The sequence below is a fragment of the Streptomyces sp. NPDC102514 genome, from assembly GCF_055584525.1.
Genome location: NZ_JBVJLW010000003.1, coordinates 92,496 through 108,352 on the forward strand (window position 1 = coordinate 92,496; position 15,857 = coordinate 108,352).

Sequence of the window (15,857 nt, forward strand, 5' to 3'; positions counted from 1 at the left end):
TTCCGCGGAAATCTCGGAATGGGAGGAAATCTCGGAGCTGGAGGGAGGGGCTGGGCGGAGACGGGGGCCGCGGGGACGTGCGCGTGACCCGGACGACCGCCCCACGGAGCTGAGACCCGGTCAGATGCCGGGGTAGACGTCCAGACGGCCGCACATGCCGAACCGGCCGCGGGCGCTCGGCCCGGTCGCGGCGACGCGCGCCTCGGCGAGATGCCGGCCGTCCTGCTCGCGCAGGGCGTTCAACTGGCCTTGCGTGGCGGTCGCCGCAGCGTGCGCGCCTGTGCGCCAGCGTTCCTCCCAGGCGTCCAGCCGGGGCCGTACCAGTGCCGCGGCAGCCCGATGGAAGGCCGCCAGCGGCTCCGGGTCACCGGCCGCCGTGCTCTCGCGCAGTTCGTGGAAGCGCCGGGTGGCCAGGTCGCGGCGGGCACGCGCGGCCTGCGCCTGGACTGCTTCGGGCTCGTCGGCGGGGATGCGGACCGCTTCGGCGTACGTCGCCGGGTCGGTGAGGAACTCCTGCGGCAGGGTGAGGACCGCGTCGCCCGCCTCCGGCAGTCCGCTGTTCTGCATCACGACGGTGATCTCCAGACCGCCCTCGTTGACCAGCCGGTGGATCGTGCCGGGGGTGAACCAGGCGACGACCCCCGGTTCCAGGGGCGTCTCCCGGTAGCCGGAGACGGTCAGTGTCTGCACGGCGCCGCGGCCGGCCGTGACCACGTACCCCTCGCTGCACGTCAGGTGCAGGTGCGGGGTGCCGCCGCCGGGCAGGCCGTCGACGGTGGGCCAGTCGTACACGCGCAGCCGGGACACGCCGACCGCCGCCGGGAACCCGTCGTAGAGCGCGCTCACCAGGTACGCCCCGAGACGTGGGCGGCGACCCGTTGCCGGTCCCAGGCACCGTCCGCGATGTGCACGCGGTAGCCGCGGGTGAGGGTGTCGCCGGGTTCGAGGACCAGTTCCTCGTGGAAGGCCAGGGACGGGGCCACGGCGGCGAAGGGGTCGCTGCGGACGAACCAGTGCGCCGGGTGCGTCCCCTTCTCGCCGGTGTGGTCGTTGCCCGGGGCGTGTTCGAAGACCAGGGTGGCGTGGCCGTCCCGTCCGTCGTGCTCCCCCACGTAGGCCAGCCAGGGTGCCTGACTGCCCATCAGGTCGCCGTCGTCCGCCTCGGCGGTGAAGACGCGGCCGTCGCGGAAGGCGCGCGGGCCGCGCCAGAACAGCCCGGTGTATCCGGCGGCCGGACGGCCGTGGGTGGTGGGGCTGCCGAACAGCAGCGGTTCGGCGCGCCGGTTGGTCACCGACGACGTCCATGTCAGCGACCAGCTGCCGGTCTCCGGATCGACGTCGCCTGCCTCGATGCGGCGTTCCTCCTCGGCCCACAGGTCGCCGCCGTGCGGGTGCCAGGTGAGCCGTTCGGCGATGACGGCACGGCAACCGGTGGCGGACACCTCGTCGAAGGCGGTGTGGGCCATCGAGCCGACGCGGTCGGGCAGTTCGAGGTAGCCCTCGCCGTGGACGTAGGTGTTGCCGCCCCACAGGTTCTGCCCCGACAGGTGGGAGGCCGTCAGCTGCAGGCCCTTGTGCCACCGGTGGTCGTTGGGGCGGTAGTCGGTGACGACCGCGCCGGAGAGGGTCCGCAGCGGGTGCAGGTACGGCTTCGGCGCCTCCCACGCGGCCTCGGGGCGGTAGACGTACGCGAGGAGTTCGGTCCCGGTGGCCTCGTGCGCCACGGTGATGCGGTCTCCGTGGGCGTGGGTCAGGGTCAGTGACATGTGCGCTTCTCTTCCTCGCTGGGGGTGGCCGGCGCCCAGCCCGGGGCTCCGCCGTGCAGTTCGGTGTAGTAGGGGTCGCCCGGGCCGATCTCGCCCGCGCGGACCGTGGTGTCGGTGAACGCCGACTTGTAGAGCGCGCTGATGAACTCCAGCGTCCGCCGGCCGCCCGGTCCGCTCGTGGCGTGGCGCCGGCCGGCCCTGATGTCGGCGACCAGCGTGCGCAGTTGGGCCAGGTGCGAGCTCGGCTCGTCGGCGCCGAAGTCGCGCCAGGCCGCCACGGTCTCCTCGGCGACCCCGGGGGCCGGGGTGACGCGCCAGTCCGCGTTGCGGTAGCCGTACAGATGCGTCAGCTCGATCGTGGCGCGCTCGCAGTCGATGCGGATCCGGCTCACCTCGTCGGGGCTGAGCACGCTGTTGACGACCGTGGCCACCGCGCCGTCGGCGAAGCGGACCTGCGCGGTGGAGACGTCCTCGGTCTCCACGTCGTGCACGAGCCGGGCCGCCATGCCGCGCACCTCGCTCCACGGCCCCATGAGGTCCAGCAGCAGGTCCGTCTGGTGGATGCCGTGGCCCATGGCGGGTCCGCCGCCCTCGGTGGCCCAGCGGCCTCGCCACGGTACGGCGTAGTAGGCGCTGTCCCGGTACCAGGTGGTCTGGCAGTGGGCCACCAGCGGCCTGCCGAACGCGCCCTCGCGCAGCAGGCGCCGGATGTGGCGCGCGCCGGAGCCGAAGCGGTGCTGGAAGACGATCGAGGCGTACGGGTCGCCGTCCCCGCCCCGCCCGGCCGCCTCGATGGCGTCGTAGTCGGCCAGCGACGGGCACGGCGGCTTCTCGCACCACACCCAGGCGCCTGCCCGCAGCGCGGCCACCGCCTGCTCCCGGTGCACGGCGGGTGGCGTGCAGAGCACGACCAGGTCCGGGGCGACCTCGGCGAGCATCGCGTCGAGGTCGGTGGACGCGTACGGGATGCCGGCCGTGGCGGCGAGGCCGCGGACGGCGGTCTCCTCGATGTCGACCGCGGCGACGACGTCCACCTCGCCCTCGGCGGCGAGCGTCTCCAGCGCGGGCAGGTGGCTGCCGCGGGCGATACCTCCGGTACCGACCACGGCGGTGCGCAGCGGGGTGGTGGAGCGAGACATACAGGCCCTCTCGTGGTGCGGCCGACCGTGGCCCGTGCACCCTCGCGAGCGGCTCGTCCGCGGGGCCCCACAGTGTCGGCGAAAACGCCGTAAGCGCTTTCTGTTCCAACGTTGTACCTGTCATGTAACTTCGTGGTCAACCCCGCGTACGCACATGATCTGAAGCCTCCAATACACTTGGAGCGCTTCAAGAAAGCCCAGAAAACAGGGCAAAAATCCAATGGGAGACGGTTGATGACGGCAGTGACGCTCAAGGACGTGGCAGCGCGCGCAGGAGTGTCCATCAAGACCGTGTCCAACGTCGTACGTGGGATTCCGCGGGCCTCGGAAGCGACCCGGGAGCGGGTGCTGCGCGCCGTGGAGGAGCTCGGTTACCGCCCCAACCCGTCGGCCCGGCGGCTGCGCACCGGGCGCAGCGGACTGATCGGCCTGTCCGTCCCCGACCTCGCGACGCCGTACTTCGCGGAACTTGCCCAGCACGTGCGGGCGGAGGCGGCGGGGATCGGGCTGACCGTCCTCATCGAGGAGACCCTCGGTGACGCGTCGGAGGAACTGCGCCTGCTGACCGGCACAGGAGCCGCGCTCCTGGACGGGGTGATCCTCTCGCCCCTGCACGCCTCGCTCGACGAACTGGCGTCCGTCGCGGACACGTTTCCCGTGGTGCTCCTCGGCGAGCGGAGTTACGGGCGCGACCAGGTCGCCGCCGACCACGTACTGATCGACAACGTCGCCGCGGCGCGGGACGTCACCGCGCACCTGGCCGGACTGGGCCGCACACGCATCGCGGCCGTCGGGGTCAAGACGCAGTCGGCCGCGACCAGCACACAGCGGCTCGAAGGCTACCAACAGGCACTGTACGAAGCCGGCTTGCGGTTCGACCCCCGACTGGCCCCGCCGGTCGAGGAGTTCGACCGCCGCAACGGGCTGCTGGTCACCCGCGCGCTCCTCGACCTGCCGCCGGACGTCCGCCCGGACGCGATCTTCTGCTTCAGCGACATCATGGCCGTGGGGGCGCAACGGGCCCTGCACGAAGCGGGGGTGAGCATCCCGTCGGAGGTCGCCGTGGCGGGCATCGACGGCTCCGAGGAGGCGCTCTACAGCACGCCGTCCCTCACCACCGTCATGCCGGACAAAGCGATGATCGCCGCGCTGGCGGTGAAATCACTGGCCGCACGGATCGGCTCGGCGGAGCCACTGCCGTTCGAGGTCCACCGGGCCCCGCACCGGCTGGTGGTACGGGAGTCCACGGAGGGAGTGCGGCGGCGGCTGGTGGTCTGAGGGGTCGTTTCACACGGGCCGACGGCTGGGTGTTCCTGCCTTCCTGCCGACGCACCAACTCCGGCGAAAGGCCGTTGATTTGAGTGCCGCTCGGGGAAACCGTCGATCTGGTCAGTGTCGGAGGGTAGGCACTCCACGCTGCGGCGGCCGACGGCGGGGCGTCGAGTGCGGTGCGGAGGTCCGCCTCCGACGTCCGGCTCCGAACGTCCCGCTCCGGACGTCCGGCTCCGGGCGTCCGCCGAGGTCGGACGGGCAGGTGTCCAGGGCGATGCCCTACGCCGGGCCGGGCAGTCGGTCGAGGCGATCGCGATGGGCCTGGGTCAGGTGAAGACGCTCCGCTGCGAGGTTCTCCTCCAGATGGTCGATCCGGGCGGTTCCCGGGATGGGGACGATGATCGGCGAGTGGTCGAGGAGCCACGCGAGCGCGACTTGTGTGGACGTGGCGCCGAGCTCCTTGGCCACGGCGGCGACCTCGGCCCTCGCCCCCGCTTCTCCCCACGCGACAGTGCGCCAGGGCAGGAACGCGACCCCTGCCGCTTCACAGGCGGCGAGCACAGGCTCGTGCTCGCGGTCCAGCATGTTGTAGCGGTTCTGCACACTCGCGATGTCGACGATCCGCCGCGCCTGACGGAGTTCGTCGACGGTGACCTCGGACAGCCCGATCCGGCCGACCTTGCCCTCGGTCCGCAGATCCCGCAGCGTGCCGAGCTGGTCGGCCAGCGGCGTCTCCGGATCGATCCGGTGCAGCTGAAGCAGCTCGATCCGCTCCACGCGCAGTCGGCGCAGTGCCTGCTCGACCTGATCGCGCAGAACACTCGGACGCCCGTCGAGCTTCCAGTCGCCGGAAGGGCCCGATCGGGCGACGCCGACCTTCGTGGTGATCAGCAGCTCAGCCGGGTAAGGGTGAAGGGCCTCGGCCAGGAGTTCCTCGTTCGCTCCCCCGCCGTACAGATGGGCGGTGTCGATCAGCGTGACGCCCAGCTCGACGGCCCGCCGGACGACCGCGAGGGAGAGCTCACGGGCCGGGCCCGGTTCCGTCGGCAGGTGCATGGCCCCGAACCCGAGCCGTCCCACTCTCAGATCCCCGCCGATACGAATCGAAGTCGATGTCATGCGCTGCCTCCTCCCCCTTCGATCAGGGCGGAACACCCACAGTGCCGTCGGCGACGACATCAGCCGGGGAGAAACGGGACGGCCCGACACCGGTCTCGTGGACACCGGTTTGCCGGAACGGCAACAACAGTGGTGTGAGGGGAACGCGATGGGCGACGGTGGGGCCATGGCTGACAACACCCCTCGATCGCCCGCGTCCGACACCTCTTTCTCCTCCCACGGATATGCCGGTGACCCTGCGGTACAGGCGGAGTGGGACAACCGGTACGCCGACCGCCAGCAGTTGTGGAGCGGCCGGCCCAACGGCGCGCTTGTGGTCGAGGTGGCCTCGCTCACGCCCGGACGTGTGCTCGACGTGGGGTGCGGCGAGGGCGCGGACGCCGTCTGGCTGGCGGGCCGCGGCTGGGACGTCACCGCGCTCGAAGTCTCGGGAGTGGCGCTGGAGCGCGCAGTCGGGCACGCACGGGACGCGGGCGTCACCCTTCGCTGGGTCCATGCCGCACTGACCGAAGCGGCGCTCCCGCCGGCCTCGTTCGACCTGGTCTCCGCGCAGTACCCGGCTCTGTTGCGCACCCCCGACGCCGCAGCCGAGCGGGCCCTGCTCGCGGCCGTTGCCCCCGGCGGCGTGCTCCTGCTCGTGCACCACGCGGGGATGGACACCCCGCAGGCGGACCACGGCGAGTTCGACCCGGCCGACTACGTCTGGCCCTCCATGGTCGCCGCTCTGTTCGACGACAACTGGAAGGTGGAGGTGGACGAGCAGCGGCCACGGACGGCACCTGACGGCGGCGCCGGCGCGCACCACACCGACGACGTGGTGCTACGGGCGCGTCGGCTGCGCTGAAGGCTGCGCTCCGGCCGGCGGGCACGCCGGGGCAGGCTGGTGGCAGCGCTGTCGGTCCGGTACCCCGCGCGGGGTACCGGACCGACAGGCAGGACGCCGTGCGTCGGACGCCAGACGCCGAGCGCCGAGCGTTGGACGCCGATCCGCGCCCGGCCGTGTCCGTGGGCTACAGAGCGTGGGTCAGTCGGTCGTTCAGCAGGCGGGTGAAGCGGGCCGGGTCGGGCAGGTCGCCGCCTTCGGCGAGCAGTGCGCTGCCGTAGATGACCTCGGCGATCTCCGCCAGCGCGGGGTCGTCGGCATTGGCCTCGTGTGCTGTGCGCAGGGCGACGATCAGCGGGTGTGCGGGGTTGAGTTCCAGGCTCCGCTTGACGGGCGGCAACTGCTGTCCCATCGCGCGGTACATCTTCTCCAGAATCGGCGTCATGTCGTGGGCGTCCCCGACGATGCAGGCCGCCGAGGTGGTCAGGCGCGACGACAGGCGCACGTCCTTGACGTGCTCGGACAACGTGGTGCTCAGCCATGGCAGCAGGGCGGCGTAGTCCTGCTCGCGCTGGGCCTGTTCGGCGGACCGGTCCCCTTCGGCCGGCTCGTCGAGGTCGACCTGGCCCTTGGCGATGGACTGGAGAGGGTGCCCGTCGAAGGCCGGAACCTGGTCGGCCCAGACCTCGTCGACGGGGTCGGTGAGGATCAGGACCTCGTAACCCTTGGCCGCGAGAGCCTCCATGTGAGGGGAGTTCTCCACCGTCGCACGGGTCTCGCCCGTCAGGTAGTAGATCGCCTCCTGGCCGTCCTTCATTCGCTCCACGTACTCGCGCAGGGTGGTGGTCTTCTGCGGATCGTGCGTGGAGGCGGCCGACACCAGTTCCAGCAGCGCCTCGGTGTTGTCCGTGTCCTCGATCAGCCCTTCCTTCAGCACCCGTCCGAACTGCGCCCAGAGTTTCGTGTAGCGCTCGCCGTCGTTCGCCTGCATGGTCTTGATCGCGCCGAGGACCTTCTTGACCAGGCGTCGGCGTACGCCGCGGATCTGGCGGTCCTGCTGCAGGATCTCGCGGGAGATGTTCAACGACAGGTCGTGGGCGTCGACGACGCCCTTGACGAAGCGCAGGTAGTTCGGCATCAGCGCTTCGCAGTCGTCCATGATGAACACGCGCTTGACGTACAGCTGCACCCCGCGCTTGGTCTCCTGGGAGAACAGGTCGAACGGCGCCTGGGAGGGGAGGAACAGGAGCGCCTCGTACTCGAAGGTTCCTTCGGCGCGCATGTGGATGGTCTCGGCAGGGTCGAGCCAGTCCTGGCTGACCTGCTTGTAGAACTCGTTGTACTCCTCCTGGGTGACCTCGGCGCGCGGCCGGGCCCACAGGGCCTTCATCGAGTTGAGGGTGTCGACACCGGGGGCGGCCGATCCGTCGGCGTCGGTGCGCTCGGTGGCCATCCGGATCGGCCAGCGGATGAAGTCCGAGTACCGCTTGACGATCTGGCGGATCTTCGACTCGGACAGGTAGTCGGCCAGGTCGTCCTCGCTGTCGGCGGACTTGAGGTGCACGGTGACGGAGGTGCCCGTGGGAAGGTCGTCGACGCTCTGGATCGTGTAGGCGCCCTCGCCGTCGGACTCCCACCGGGTGCCGTTATCGGCGCCTGCCCGCCGGGTGAGCAGGGTGACCTTGTCGGCGACCATGAAGGCGGAGTAGAAGCCGACACCGAACTGCCCGATCAGGCTCTCGGCGGTGGCCGCGTCCTTGGACTGCTTGATCTTCTCCATCAGGCCGGCGGTGCCGGACTTGGCGATGGTGCCGATCAGGTCCACGAGATCGTCCCGGCTCATGCCGATCCCGTTGTCACGGACGGTGAGTGTACGGGCGTCCTTGTCCGCCTCCAGCGAGATGTGCAGGTCGGCGGCGCCGACCTCGGTGAGGCTGGAGTCTGTCAGCGATTCCAGCCGCAGCTTGTCCAGTGCGTCCGAGGCGTTCGAGATCAGCTCGCGCAGGAAGATGTCCTTGTTCGAGTAGATCGAATGAATGACCAGTCGGAGCAACTGGCGTGTCTCGGCCTGGAATTCCAGCGTCTCGACACTGCTGTCCATGCGGGGACCTCTCCATGGGAATCAACGGGAACCTCATGAAGGTACGGGACTGGGCTGCGGCGGATCGCAGCGCGTCGGCAACGTGGTTCGCGGCCGGCCCCGCTTCATCCGCGCCCGTGGCTCTCCGTGACGGGTGTCAGGCGTCGTCTGCCACTGGCGCCGTGAGCAGGTTGTCGAGGATGTCCGGGACGTGACCGGGTCGGTGTGGGGGTCATCGATGTAGGGGCGGATGCCCGCGAGGGGCCGATGAGCGCGGCAGCGTCGGTGGCGTACGGAACGGCGTACAGGACCGTCCGGGCCGGACATGTCGCCGGGCGCGAGTCGGTTGAGCCCGGCGACATGTCCGGCGGGGCGGCCCAGGTCGGCGGCGTTGGAGCGGGCCCGGGTGGTGGAGCGTTCGGCGGCTCGGGGCCGGCGGGTGACCGTCACGGGCTGTTCGGGGGTAGTGCCCGGGGGTGTCGGGCGCAAGGACGGAGCAGCCAGCGTGGTTGACCAGTACGTCGATCCGGTCATGCGCTCCGTGGGCGCCGCGACAGCCCGGGCACCCACGCATGCGGGCACCCGGGCTGTCGCGGCGCCGACGCCGGCTGAGGCTCCGGCTTCGCCGAGGGCTGCTCAGGCGGGCTCTTCGACGGAGTGCGAGTCGCTGAGGGTGGCGGCGCCTCCCGCCGCGACCAGGCCGACGATCACCGCCAGTACCGCGTAGGTGATCCGCTCGCCGTGGAAGAACGAGTGCACGAGGCTGCTGCTCCACGCGCCGGCGGGCAGCCGGGTGGTGACCAGGGCGGCGATCAGGGTGCCGACCATGGCCGTGCCGACGCTGGTTCCGACCTCCTGGGCGGTGTCGTTGAGCGCCGTGCCGATCGAGGTGCGGTTCTCCGGCATCGCCTCGACCAGGGCGATGGCGCAGATCGTCATGACGGTGCGCAGCCCGATGGTCATCACGACCATGCACACGGCGATGGCCGCGTACCCGTGGTCGACGCCCCAGGCGAGGCCGGCCAGCGCCCCGGCAAGGCAGGCCGCGCCGACCAGGCAGGCGATGCGGTGTCCGAACCTCTTCGCGAGCCATTCCGACAGGGGTGTCGCGGCGATCATGGTCACGATGATCGGGAGGTTCGCCAGCCCTGCCCGCACGGGGCTCCACCCGTAGGCGTACTGGAAGTGGAGGATGAGCCCGAACATCACGCCTGCCATCGCGATGGACGTACCGATCTGCGCGATGGCCGCGCCGCGGACAGTTCCACTGGAGAAGATCTTGAGGTCCAGCATGGGTGCTGTGCTGCGGCGCTCGTGGCGGACGAACGCGATGCCCGCGGCCACGGCGCCGAGGATCGAGACGATGGTGGTGGTGGAGAGCCATCCGTGCTCGACGCCGCTGGTCAGCGTGTAACAGGCCAGACCGATGGTGAGCACGCTCAGGGCGGCGGCCGGCAGGTCGAGCCGGTCCTTGGTCAGGTCGTCGGGCCGGTCGGCCGCGACGCCGAGTCGCACGCCGATGGCCGCGATGAGGGCGATCGGCGCGTTGACGAGCAGGAGCCACTGCCAGCTGGCGTGTGCGAGCGCGGTACCACCCAGCAGAGGGCCGAGGACGAATCCGGACATGCCGACGATGATCATCAAGGTCATGGCGCGCATGCGCAGCGCCTGGTCGTCGAAGAGCCTGAAGACGAGCGAGTTGGTGATGGGCGCCATGGCCGCGGCGGCGATGCCGAGTCCGGCCCTCAGGGCGATGAGCTGCCCGGCGGAGTCGACGGCGACGACGCACAGGCTCAGCAGGCCGAACACGGCGAGGCCGATCAGCAGCACGCGTCGGCGTCCGAAGCGGTCGGCTATGGATCCCGCCGTCAGCAGGAGGCCTCCGAACGTCAGCGAATAGGCGCCGGTGACCCATTGCAGGGCGGTGGTGCCGCTGCCCAGGTCACGGCCGATGGTGGGCAACGCGATCGACAGCAGCGTGTTGTCGACCATCTCGACGAAGAAGGCCAGGCAGAGTGCGGCCAGCGGGATCCATGCCGCGCGGAGCGACGGATAGGTACGGGAGATAGCGGGCTCGGTGGTCGCAGTCATGGCCGGCCTCCTTTCAGAGCGTCGCCGCACATCGGACGACGCCCGACGTGGAACGCGATTCGATGAACGAACGTTGTTCGATGATGGAACGTGGTTCCACCGTAGAACGCCGTTCGATGTCGCGCAAGCTGTGATTGGATGAGAGCTATGACACCCCCGCGAACACGCTCCGCCGAAGGACCTCCCCGAGGACGCAGGCGCGCTTCGCACTCGATGGAGGCCGTCCTGGCCGCGGCCGTGGCCCTGCTCGACGAGGCAGGCGGATCGGCGCTGACGTTCCGTGCCCTCGCCACCCGGCTCGGCACGGGCGTCGGCACCATCTACTGGTACGTCTCGAACAAGGACGAACTCCTCGACCGCGCCACCGACCACGCGATCGGCGGGGTCCTGATCGCCGTCGAGGAGCAGCCCGACAGCGACGACCCGATCGCCGACCTGCGCGCGATGGCCATCACCCTGTTCGACGCGATCGTGGACCGGCCGTGGCTGTCGGCCTACTTCATGCGTAACACCGACATCCAGGGCAACTCGTTGCGGCTGTACGAGAAGCTCGGTGAGCAGACGCTCCGCCTGGACCTCACACCCCGGCAGCGGTTCCACGCCGTCTCGGCCATCACGGGCGTCGTGGTCGGCACGGCCGCGGACCTGGGCATGGAAGTGCCGCAGGAGCTGCTCGACGGCGACGTGGACCGCGACGCGTTCCTCGGCCGTTTCGCCGAGAGATGGCGCTCACTCGACGCCACGGACTTCCCGTTCGTGCACCAGATCGTCGACGAGTTCGCGCAGCACGACGACCGGGACCAGTTCATCGCCGCGCTGGACCTGACCCTCGACGGCCTCCGCCTTCAAGCCGCAAGCCCGCCTCGAAACCGCTGACGCCGGGCGCTCCGGTCATCCGCCGCATGGGCGCCGCCGCGGCTGTGCGGCGGCAGCGCCCATGCGGTCAGCGCAGCTTGTACGCCGTGGGGAGGGTCTGTTCGACCGTGTCGCCCTTGTTGTCGGCCGCGGTGATCCGCAGTCCGACGCCCTGGGCGGCCTGCTTGCGCCCGGGGTTGTGGATGGTCGCCGTGAACGTGTTCGTCCCGGCGCCCTTGGAGGCCGCCCGGTGCCAGCTCTTGCCGCCGTCGTAGCTGGTCTCGACCTTCAGGGACGTCACCCTGGGCGGCGCGGTCAGCCGGTCCTGGTAGTAGGCGACCACCTTGATCGGGTGCGTCTCGTCGGCCTCGGCGGTGTTGTCCAGGGCCAGATTCAGGTCGTAGCGCAGGAAGATGAGCGGTTCCGGGCGGCAGGCGGCCTTGTTGTCGCCGATCATGTCGCCCATGCAGGGGTTGAGTTCGGGCGCGTCCCCCGTCGTCGGTCTGGCGGAGACGTACTCCCATCGCGTGCTCACGCCGTTGGTCTCGGCCTCGAACGTGTACCGGGCCGCCTTGGAAGGCAGGTCGTAGGCGGCCAGGTCACCGGTCTCCGAGCACGCGGACAGCGCGAGCGCCGCCGCCGCGACGGACACCGCGAGGACCGCTCTTCGTCTGCGGGCCGTCGGCACACTGGTGGGCATCGTGTCGTTCTCCTTTGCGGTGCGTGCGGTCATCACTGCCCCCCGAGGTCGGCGGCGTTGAGGTGCTGCGTACGGCGTTCGATCTCGTGTCCCGACCCGTCCGACAACGTGAAGTCGCAGTGGGAGTCGATGGTGGGCAGGCCCGGCGGGGCGGCCGGGCCGCACGACGTGATGCCGAAGAGGCTCTCCGAGAGCAGGTCGTCGTTGAGGATGCCCACGAGCGCCTGGCGACCGCCGCCGCTGCCGGTCAGGTAGAAGGTCGGATAGAAGGTGTCGCCCTGCCGGCAGGCCGAGCACGGGCCGGTCGCCAGCGTGAAGCCCGACGCTGTGCGCACCTGCGGCACGGCTCCCGGAACGGCCGGGCCCGCGTTCCAGTCGATGTCGTCCTTCCGGCGCAGGACGGTGTCGTGCGTCTCCCCGCGGCTGCGTTCCAGGGCGAGGCCGTCGGCGTGGTCGCCCCAGAACGCGGAGAACCGGTCGATGGCGTCGTCCTGTCGTGCGACGAACACGGTGAGCCGCTGCTGAGTGGCCACCAGGGGCATCCTCGCCGTCGTCCCGGTCGGGGCGGACGGCGTCTGCTGCTGCCAGGTCAGCTGGGTGAGCACTCCGGGCCGGTCGTCGTGGAAGGAGTGGACGACCCGGTTGAGGTCGCCCGCGTCGAGCCGGTGCCGCAGGTCCGACGGGACCCGCCCGTCCGTGGTGAACCTGGCGGCGTACACCTTCGGTGCGGCGCTGCCGCCGAGGACGAGTTCCACGCCCGGTCCGCCGGCCTTGATCCGTTCGATGAGGCGCTGCGCCTGCGCGTGGCCCACGCTGACCACGGGAAGCGCGGCGTACGGCTCGACCGGCGGGCAGGTCTCCTGGCCGCCGGAGCACTCCCACAGGACGTCGTCCGTGCCCAGCGAGGTGAGGTTCGCCGTCGTGACCAGGACGCCGACGGCGCCGGACTCGGCGGCTGCCGCGACGCGTTCGTCGCGCAGGCGGGGGAAGTTGCAGGTGCTGTCGCAGATGTCGGTGGGTGTCAGCAGCACCAGCTTTCCGCGCACGTCGGCATCGGCGAGTTCGGCGGCGGAGCCGGTGCCCGCGTAGACCACCGGGACCCGGCCCCGGGTCCGCAGCCGGGGAACCGGTATCGCGATGTCGTGGAGGCCGATGCCCGGTCCGTCCAGCCAGATCTGCGCGCCGAGCAGTGAGGCGTCCGGGGTCTGGTAGCGGGCGGGCAGGGTGAAGGGCTTGCCTCCGCCGACGGCCCGCAGGGTGACGACCGGGGTCGTGCGCACGCTGTAGAGGCTGTGGGTCAGCGTGCCGGTGCGTGGCTTTCCGGTCGGCAGGGCCCACCAGTGCGGGTCCTGCGCGCCGTAGGCGACGGCGAGTTCGGTCGTCATCCGCCACTCGCCGGTCGCCGAGGTCCGCTCGGTGGAACTGCGCGTGGCGTACGCCTCGGTCGACTCCGGGACGCGGACCTCCACCGGGGTGAGTTCGCGCAGGTCCAGGGTGACCGTGGTGGCCTCGTCCACGGTCACCTCCGGCAGGACGGGGGCCGCGCTCTGCGGCTCGCCGTCCGCGTCGCGCCAGGTGACGGGGACCGCGGCCGTGTAGGTGCCCCGGCGGGACACCGGGACGGTGATCGTCTGCGAGCCCGACCTGGTGAGGGGCCCGTCGTGCAGGAGTACCTTGTCGTCGACCGGCATGACGACCGCGCTGCCGTAGCGGACACCGACGGCGCCGGCGGGCGGGACGATCTTCAGGGTGAGCGGGACCTGCTCGGCCTCAAGGAAGGTGTGGAGCAGCGAAGTCACCCGTACCGCGCCCGAGGTGTCCCGGGCTGTCAGCAGGCCGTCCCAGCGGCCGAAGGTTCCGTCCGCGCCGAGTACCCGGCCGTCGATCGTCACCGACACCGACGCGGAACCGCCGGCGGGCAGGGGCACCCTGTCCGCGCCGAGGGAGACCATGCCGTCCGGGGCGACCGCGCCGCCGGAGGACAGCGAGGCCGTCAGGTCCAGCGTCGTCGCCTCGTCGGTGAGGTTCGTGTAGGTGATCTCCCTGGTCACGGCCGAGTGCGGGTACGCGGCCCGCCCGAAGGCCGTGCTCCTGGTCGCGATGACCTGCGGCAGTGTCGCGGCGGCGAGGTCCACCCGGCCGACGCCCTGCGCGCTCGCGGCGTGGCCGAGGTCCTTGGCGCTGCTCATGAGCAGCGCCTTGATCTGCCCGCCCGTCAGGTCCGGGTGCTGCTGGGCGACGACGGCCGCGGCACCCGTCACGTGCGGGGTGGCCATGGAGGTGCCGTTGGCGGCGGTGTAGTGCGCGTCCACCACGGTGCCCATGGCTGTGCCGGCCGCCCGCGCCGCGACGATGCCGGCGCCGGGGGCGGCGAGGTCGGGCTTGGGCGCGTAGTCCCCCACACGCGGTCCGCGGCTGGAGAAGGACGCCATCTTGTCCTTCTTGTCGACCGCGGCCACGGTCAGCGCCTCGTCGGCCGCGCCCGGTGCGCCCACGGTCCTGGCGCCCGGCCCCTCGTTGCCCGCCGCGACCACGAACAGGGTCCCGGTCTCCCGGCTGAGCCGGTCGAGGGACGCGCTGAGCGGGTCGGTGCCGTCGGTGGCGCTGCCGCCGAGGCTCATGTTGACGACCTTGGCACCCGAGCGGGCAGCCCACTCCATGCCTGCGATGACCGCGTCGTCGGGGCAGCTGCCCGCGTCGGTGCAGACCTTGCCGACCCGCAGCCGCGCCTGCGGTGCGACGCCCTTGTAGCGTCCCCCGGACGCGGCGCCGTCACCGAGCACCGTGGACGCCACGTGGGTGCCGTGTCCGTGCCCGTCCTTGGCCCCCTGTGCGTTGCCGGTGAAGTCGACCTGTTCGACGATGCGTCCGGCCAGATCCGGGTGGGCGGCGTCGATGCCTGTGTCCAGGACCGCCACGTCGACCCCGGCGCCTCGGTAGCCGCGGCTCCAGGCGACGTCGGCGCCGATCTGGGGTACGGAGACGTCGAGTGTCACCTCGGCCAGCCCGTTGAGCCAGACCTTCTCGACCCCGGCGAGGGAGCCCGCCGCGCGGGCGGCGGAGGCGGAACCGGACTTGCCGCGGACACCCTTCCACCAGGTGCCGTCGTCGGACAGGGTCAGGGCGCGGCCGTCGACGCTGGGCAACGCCCTGCCGCGGGTCGCTCCGGCGACCTTCGGGGTCCGGGCGACCGCGTCCTCGTCGTCGTAGGTGGCGATCACCGGGACCTCGCCGGTCCGGCCCGCCGTGCCGAGTTTCGCCAGTTCGACGACGTCGAACAGGGACCAGTCGAGAACGTCGTCGCCCACGAGGGCGAGAGCGTCGTTCGGTACGACGTGTACGGCTCCGCCGTGGGCGATGGTGTGGAACACGACGGTGGACCCGTCGGAGCGCGGTGCGGGCTCGATGTCCTGGACGACCGGTTTGCCGACGGCGTCGAGGCCGACGTCCAGCTTGTCCCCGGTGATCAGTGTGACCGGGACGCTCGCGCCCGACCCGGCGACGACGTCCGCGAGCCGGCCGTCGTCGGTCAGCCGGCTCCCCTCGGTGAGCCGGCCGCCATCGGTCACGGCGGAATCCGTCGTGGCGGCCTCAGTCATGGCGGCCTCAGTCATGGCGACATCGGTCGTACGGCCGGCGCCGGCCGACTGCGTCGGGAGGGCGGTCTCGGTGGCGTGTGCGGCCGTCGTCGGCGCCACCAAGCCGAGGATGGTCAGACCAACGGTAAGGGCACCTGTACGGCGTCTGAGACGCCTCGTTCCTCTTCGCCTCATTGTCGATATCGATCTCTCTGTGAGATGCACGAACAGGGGTTACGGGGAGAGGGGTGTCGGGGAGGCGGGGGCCTCCGGGAGCTACAACCGACCGCAGATCCGGCCGACTTGCAGGGAGACATGTAGGAGTGACATGTAGGGGTGACATGTCCGTCGTGGGACGCAAGTCCCGCGCCACAGGCGTCGGTTCGGGGGTCAGGGGATCCGTGCCGAACTACGCCCCGGTGCGGGCGGGGCGA

Annotated in this window: 11 protein-coding genes; 3 read left to right on the forward strand and 8 right to left on the reverse strand. The window is 71.1% G+C overall.

Annotated features, from left to right (window positions below; genetic code table 11):
• Window positions 1–120: 120 nt before the first annotated feature.
• Genes ACZ60E_RS08645 through ACZ60E_RS08655 form a run of 3 tightly spaced genes read right to left on the reverse strand, consistent with a single transcriptional unit; the run spans window position 121 to window position 2,905 of the window.
• Window positions 121–846, reverse strand: a complete 726-nt coding sequence (locus tag ACZ60E_RS08645; RefSeq protein ID WP_469439078.1) for a cupin domain-containing protein — start codon at window positions 844–846, stop codon at window positions 121–123.
• A complete protein-coding gene (locus tag ACZ60E_RS08650; RefSeq protein ID WP_469439079.1) occupies window positions 843–1,766 on the reverse strand; it encodes a DUF6807 domain-containing protein in 924 nt (307 codons plus the stop codon). The genes ACZ60E_RS08645 and ACZ60E_RS08650 overlap by 4 nt, the downstream gene beginning before the upstream one ends.
• Window positions 1,757–2,905: a Gfo/Idh/MocA family protein gene (locus tag ACZ60E_RS08655; RefSeq protein ID WP_469439080.1), complete on the reverse strand. Its 1,149-nt coding sequence runs from the start codon at window positions 2,903–2,905 to the stop codon at window positions 1,757–1,759. The genes ACZ60E_RS08650 and ACZ60E_RS08655 overlap by 10 nt, the downstream gene beginning before the upstream one ends.
• Window positions 2,906–3,139: 234 nt before the next feature.
• On the opposite strand from ACZ60E_RS08655, the gene ACZ60E_RS08660 reads away from it, so the two are divergent.
• Window positions 3,140–4,183, forward strand: a complete 1,044-nt coding sequence (locus ACZ60E_RS08660; protein ID WP_469439081.1) for a LacI family DNA-binding transcriptional regulator — start codon at window positions 3,140–3,142, stop codon at window positions 4,181–4,183.
• Window positions 4,184–4,456: 273 nt separating this feature from the next.
• Here ACZ60E_RS08660 and ACZ60E_RS08665 read toward each other — a convergent pair whose 3' ends face one another.
• Window positions 4,457–5,296 (reverse strand): aldo/keto reductase, encoded by an 840-nt coding sequence (locus tag ACZ60E_RS08665; RefSeq protein ID WP_469439082.1) that lies wholly within the window; start codon window positions 5,294–5,296, stop codon window positions 4,457–4,459.
• 166 nt (window positions 5,297–5,462) lie between these two features.
• Here ACZ60E_RS08665 and ACZ60E_RS08670 point away from each other — a divergent pair, with 166 nt between their 5' ends.
• Window positions 5,463–6,140 carry a class I SAM-dependent methyltransferase gene (locus ACZ60E_RS08670; protein ID WP_469439083.1) on the forward strand — a complete coding sequence of 226 codons (678 nt, stop codon included), beginning with the start codon at window positions 5,463–5,465 and terminating at the stop codon, window positions 6,138–6,140.
• A gap of 166 nt (window positions 6,141–6,306) precedes the next feature.
• Here ACZ60E_RS08670 and htpG read toward each other — a convergent pair whose 3' ends face one another.
• Window positions 6,307–8,220, reverse strand: coding sequence for a molecular chaperone HtpG (gene htpG / locus ACZ60E_RS08675; protein WP_469439084.1), 1,914 nt, complete (start codon window positions 8,218–8,220; stop codon window positions 6,307–6,309).
• Between the two features lie 615 nt (window positions 8,221–8,835).
• Window positions 8,836–10,290: an MFS transporter gene (locus ACZ60E_RS08680; RefSeq protein WP_469439085.1), complete on the reverse strand. Its 1,455-nt coding sequence runs from the start codon at window positions 10,288–10,290 to the stop codon at window positions 8,836–8,838.
• 213 nt (window positions 10,291–10,503) lie between these two features.
• Here ACZ60E_RS08680 and ACZ60E_RS08685 point away from each other — a divergent pair, with 213 nt between their 5' ends.
• Window positions 10,504–11,166 carry a TetR/AcrR family transcriptional regulator gene (locus tag ACZ60E_RS08685; protein WP_469439086.1) on the forward strand — a complete coding sequence of 221 codons (663 nt, stop codon included), beginning with the start codon at window positions 10,504–10,506 and terminating at the stop codon, window positions 11,164–11,166.
• Between the two features lie 67 nt (window positions 11,167–11,233).
• Here ACZ60E_RS08685 and ACZ60E_RS08690 read toward each other — a convergent pair whose 3' ends face one another.
• Window positions 11,234–11,845, reverse strand: coding sequence for a hypothetical protein (locus tag ACZ60E_RS08690; protein WP_469439087.1), 612 nt, complete (start codon window positions 11,843–11,845; stop codon window positions 11,234–11,236).
• A gap of 32 nt (window positions 11,846–11,877) precedes the next feature.
• On the reverse strand, window positions 11,878–15,543 hold the full coding sequence (locus ACZ60E_RS08695; RefSeq protein ID WP_469439088.1) for a S8 family peptidase: 3,666 nt from the start codon (window positions 15,541–15,543) through the stop codon (window positions 11,878–11,880).
• Window positions 15,544–15,857 lie beyond the last annotated feature (314 nt).

What these genes read in the sequence shown, in the direction of transcription:
- ACZ60E_RS08650 (WP_469439079.1), bottom strand. Translation starts at nt 1,766, where the DNA reads ATGTCACTGACCCTGACCCACGCCCACGGAGACCGCATCACCGTGGCG.
- ACZ60E_RS08655 (WP_469439080.1), bottom strand. Translation starts at nt 2,905, where the DNA reads ATGTCTCGCTCCACCACCCCGCTGCGCACCGCCGTGGTCGGTACCGGA.
- ACZ60E_RS08660 (WP_469439081.1), top strand. Translation starts at nt 3,140, where the DNA reads ATGACGGCAGTGACGCTCAAGGACGTGGCAGCGCGCGCAGGAGTGTCC.
- ACZ60E_RS08665 (WP_469439082.1), bottom strand. Translation starts at nt 5,296, where the DNA reads ATGACATCGACTTCGATTCGTATCGGCGGGGATCTGAGAGTGGGACGG.
- ACZ60E_RS08670 (WP_469439083.1), top strand. Translation starts at nt 5,463, where the DNA reads ATGGCTGACAACACCCCTCGATCGCCCGCGTCCGACACCTCTTTCTCC.
- htpG (WP_469439084.1), bottom strand. Translation starts at nt 8,220, where the DNA reads ATGGACAGCAGTGTCGAGACGCTGGAATTCCAGGCCGAGACACGCCAG.
- ACZ60E_RS08680 (WP_469439085.1), bottom strand. Translation starts at nt 10,290, where the DNA reads ATGACTGCGACCACCGAGCCCGCTATCTCCCGTACCTATCCGTCGCTC.
- ACZ60E_RS08685 (WP_469439086.1), top strand. Translation starts at nt 10,504, where the DNA reads ATGGAGGCCGTCCTGGCCGCGGCCGTGGCCCTGCTCGACGAGGCAGGC.
- ACZ60E_RS08690 (WP_469439087.1), bottom strand. Translation starts at nt 11,845, where the DNA reads ATGCCCACCAGTGTGCCGACGGCCCGCAGACGAAGAGCGGTCCTCGCG.